4 protein-coding genes are annotated in these 3,828 nt (G+C 65.4%); 2 read left to right on the top strand and 2 right to left on the bottom strand.

The annotated features are described in order from the left end of the window. Positions 1-95: 95 nt before the first annotated feature. Together ACO6VM_RS22695 and ACO6VM_RS22690 are read right to left on the bottom strand one after the other, a co-directional pair. Positions 96-581, bottom strand: a complete 486-nt coding sequence (locus tag ACO6VM_RS22695; RefSeq protein WP_422403846.1) for a twin-arginine translocation pathway signal protein — start codon at positions 579-581, stop codon at positions 96-98. 16 nt (positions 582-597) lie between these two features. Continuing rightward, positions 598-2,028, bottom strand: coding sequence for a coniferyl aldehyde dehydrogenase (locus tag ACO6VM_RS22690; RefSeq protein WP_422403845.1), 1,431 nt, complete (start codon positions 2,026-2,028; stop codon positions 598-600). A gap of 170 nt (positions 2,029-2,198) precedes the next feature. Between ACO6VM_RS22690 and ACO6VM_RS22685 the strand changes: the two genes are divergently transcribed. Further along, positions 2,199-2,864: a TetR/AcrR family transcriptional regulator gene (locus tag ACO6VM_RS22685; RefSeq protein WP_110996027.1), complete on the top strand. Its 666-nt coding sequence runs from the start codon at positions 2,199-2,201 to the stop codon at positions 2,862-2,864. 34 nt (positions 2,865-2,898) lie between these two features. Further along, on the top strand, positions 2,899-3,753 hold the full coding sequence (locus tag ACO6VM_RS22680; RefSeq protein ID WP_401055690.1) for a sulfurtransferase: 855 nt from the start codon (positions 2,899-2,901) through the stop codon (positions 3,751-3,753). Positions 3,754-3,828 lie beyond the last annotated feature (75 nt).

Below are 3,828 nucleotides of genomic sequence, written 5' to 3'. Positions count from 1 at the left end.
TTGTGTGGGTGTGTTTGTTTTTTTTTTTTTTTTTTTTTTTTTTTTTTTTTCCCCCCCCCCCCCCCCCCCCCCCCCCCCCCCCAACCTGGTAAAACTCAAATTTTCGGTGGCCCCGGATAGCCACACGCAGCCCAGGCTTCCGGCCGCTCATACCAAGCCATCGACAACAATTGCAGCAACGACGCATGCCCCTGGCGCAGCAGGTTCAGCGAACTACCGCCCCAGCGTGCGAGAAAGGCCTCCACAGCAGTGTTGCTGGCCTCGCTCCAACTGCCCCAGATGCCGGTCAGCGGCCCCCGGGTCAGCGGCAGGCTGAGCACGTCGAACAACTGCCGGGTGAGCTTGAGCATGGCCGGCGACAGCGCCGCCAACTTGCCGTCGAGGCTGTGCAGCACCAGCGTTTCAGTGGCCTGGGTGCCGGCCAGCACCACGGGGATCAGGGCCCGCAACAGCGGCAGGTCGTCATCGCGCAGCACCTGGTAATCCGCTGAGGGCGTTTGTTTCGAGCAGCCAATCAGGCTGGCGGTGCCGAGGAACACGCTGGCGCCCAGGCTGAACCTGAGCAGGTCGCGACGGTGCATGCGCAGCCTTCCTCGCTCAACGGATGAACAGTTTGTAGACCAGGCGCTGCAAGGCCTTGCCATAGGGCGGATAAATCAGCCGGGCAGCGTTCAGGCGCTGCTTGGCCAGCACCCCTTTGGCTTTGCTGAACGTCTGGAAACCTTCATGACCGTGGTAGTGGCCCATGCCGGAGGGGCCGACACCGCCGAATGGCAGGTCGTCCTGGGCCACGTGCAGCAGGGTGTCGTTGAGGCACACGCCGCCGGAATGGGTGTCGCGCAGCACCCGGGCTTGCTGGCCACGGTCGTAACCGAAGTAGTACAGCGCCAACGGGCGCGGGCGCTGGTTGATGTAGGTCAGCGCCTGGTCCAGGTGGTCGTAGGGCACCAGCGGCAGCAAGGGCCCGAAGATCTCGTCCTGCATCACCTGCATGCTGTCGTTCACCTCCAGCACCAGGTGCGGCGGCAGGCGGCGGCCCTGGCGCGGTTCGTCGGGGTAGAGGTCGCGCACTTGCGCGCCCTGTGCTCGGGCATCGGCCAGCAGGCGCTCCAGGCGCTCAAGCTGGCGCGGGTTGATGATCGCGCTGTAGTCGGGGTTGTCGGCGATGCGCGGGTAGAGCCTGTGCACCGCGCGCTGATAGGCATCGGCAAAGGCATCCAGGCGTTCGCGTGGCACCAGCACGTAGTCGGGGGCGACGCAGGTTTGCCCGGCGTTGAGTGTCTTGCCGAAGGCGATGCGCTCGGCGGCGGTGTCCAGTGGCACATCCGCCGAGACGATGGCGGGCGATTTGCCGCCCAGCTCGAGGGTGACCGGGGTGAGGTTGTGCGCCGCCGCCAGCATCACCTGGCGGCCGATGCTGGTGGCGCCGGTGAACAGCAGGTGGTCGAAGGGCAGGCGGGCGAAGGCCTGGCCGACTTCCACCTCGCCCAGCACCACGCTGACCAGATCGCTGGGGAACACCCGTTCCAGCAGCGCCTTGAGGACCAACCCTGTGGCTGGCGTGGCTTCGCTGAGCTTGAGCATCACCCGGTTGCCGGCCGCCAGGGCGCAGGTCAGGGGCCCGATGGCAAGGAACAGCGGGTAGTTCCACGGCACGATGATCCCCACCACGCCCAGCGGCTGGTACAGCACTTTGGCGCTGGCGGGCTGGAAGGCCAGGCCGACGCGCCGGCGCGATGGCCGCATCCAGCGTTGCAGGTGGCGTTCTGCATGGCGCAGGCCTTGCACCGAGGGCATCAACTCGGCGAGCAGGGTCTCGTCGCGGCTGCGCCCGGCAAAGTCGCTGTCGATGGCCGCGATCAGGGCCTCCTGTTCACGTAGCAGTGCTTCGCGCAGGCTTTTCAGCCACTGCCGGCGTTGTGCCGCCGGTGGCATGGGGTTGCCGGCGAATGCCTGGCGCTGGGCGGCGAACATCGCCTCGAGCGTGCTGTCGCAAGTAACAGGGGGTGAGGTGATGATCGAGGTCATGGCGCAGGCACCCGTGGGAAAGAGTGAGTAGAGCCTATACTCTAATTCCTGCCGGGGTGAGTGATTTATCTGCCAGATCAGCGGACATTTGCGCTGCTGTGCCCTGACGTTGCGGGGCGATAGCCCGTAAGATGCCCCATCACTTGAACGCACGGAGACTGGAGCTGAGCATGGCCCCGCGCATGAAGACCCGAGAACGCATCGTGCAGAACAGCCTGGAGCTGTTCAACCAGCAGGGCGAGCGCAGCGTCAGCACCAACCACATTGCCGCGCACATGGAAATATCGCCCGGCAACCTGTACTACCACTTCCCCAACAAGCAGGCGATCATCGCCGTGCTGTTCAGCCAGTACGAAGAACTGGTCGACAGCTTCCTGCGCCCGCCCCAGGGCCGCGTCGCCACGGTCGAGGACAAACGCTTCTACCTCAAGGCACTGCTGGCGGCGATGTGGAACTACCGCTTCCTGCACCGCGACCTTGAACACCTGCTCGAAAGCGACCCGGAGCTGGCCGCCCGCTACCGGCGCTTTTCGCAGCGCTGTCTGCAGCAGGGCCAGGCGATCTACCGTGGTTTCGTCGAGGCCGGCATCCTGGCCATGGATGCCGCGCAGATCGAATCGCTGACCATCAATGCCTGGATCGTGTTGACCTCGTGGGTGCGTTTTCTCAGCACCACCCGTGAACATTCCGCGCATTTGGGTGAAGAAGCCTTCAAGCGCGGCGTCTATCAGGTGCTGGTGCTGGAACTGGGCTTCGTCACGCCCGGCTCGCGCGCCGTTGTGGACACCTTGTGCGACGAATTCCATGTACCGTTCAACCAGGCCCTGGAGCACTAACCAGCGCCTTCGAGCCCTTCATCAGGAGACTGTCATGCCCCTTGCGCAACTGATCACCCCGCAGCAGCTGGCCGAGCAACTGGACGCGCCCGGCCTGGTGATCCTCGACTGCCGCTTTGCCCTGGAAGATGTCGATTACGGCCAACGCAGCTATGCCCAGGGGCATATCGCCGGGGCGCATTTCGCCGACCTTGAGCGTGACCTGAGCGGGCCGGTGATCAAGGGCCGCACCGGCCGCCACCCATTGCCGGATGCACAGCGGCTGGTCGAGCGCCTGCGTGAATGGGGTGTGGACGATGACAGCCGGGTGGTGCTGTACGACGACGGCCCTGGTGCGTTCGCCGCCCGCGCCTGGTGGTTGCTGGCCTGGCTCGGCAAGCGCGAATCGGTGTACCTGCTCGATGGCGGCCTCAAGGCCTGGCACGCGGCGCACCTGCCGCTGAGCCTTGATCCGCCGGTCAAGCGTGAGGGCCAGTTCAGCGGCGAGCCGGACATGAAGCTGCTGATCGATGCCGGGCATCTGCTCAAGCGTCTGGATGAGCCTGCGCTCACGCTGATCGATGCGCGCGCATTGCCGCGTTTTCGCGGCGAAGTGGAGCCGATCGACCCGGTGGCCGGGCATATCCCGGGCGCTCAGTGCGCGGCGTTCACCGACAACCTTGGAGCTGATGGGCGATTCCTGCCGGCCGAGCAGCTCAAGCAGCGGTTTGCCGAGAAGCTGGAGGGGCGCTCGCCGGAGCAACTGGTGGCCTATTGCGGGTCTGGGGTGACGGCTTGCCACAACCTGTTCGCCCTGGCACTGGCCGGGTACCCGCTGGGGCGCTTGTATGCCGGGTCGTGGAGCGAGTGGATCAATGATCCGCAGCGTGGGGTCGCGACCGGCGATTGATTGACGCAATCATCGCGGGGCAAGCCCGCTCCCACGCCAGCACCAAACTGCGTGGGAGCGGGCTTGCCCCGCGAT

This window comes from Pseudomonas sp. GZD-209, from assembly GCF_049310485.1.
In the GTDB taxonomy this organism is placed as follows: domain Bacteria; phylum Pseudomonadota; class Gammaproteobacteria; order Pseudomonadales; family Pseudomonadaceae; genus Aquipseudomonas; species Aquipseudomonas sichuanensis.
This window is presented reverse-complemented; position numbering and strand designations above follow the sequence as displayed.

Bases quoted from the DNA above. Each gene is read 5' to 3' on its own strand.
- ACO6VM_RS22695 (WP_422403846.1), bottom strand. From the start codon at position 581: ATGCACCGTCGCGACCTGCTCAGGTTCAGCCTGGGCGCCAGCGTGTTC.
- ACO6VM_RS22685 (WP_110996027.1), top strand. From the start codon at position 2,199: ATGGCCCCGCGCATGAAGACCCGAGAACGCATCGTGCAGAACAGCCTG.
- ACO6VM_RS22680 (WP_401055690.1), top strand. From the start codon at position 2,899: ATGCCCCTTGCGCAACTGATCACCCCGCAGCAGCTGGCCGAGCAACTG.
- ACO6VM_RS22690 (WP_422403845.1), bottom strand. From the start codon at position 2,028: ATGACCTCGATCATCACCTCACCCCCTGTTACTTGCGACAGCACGCTC.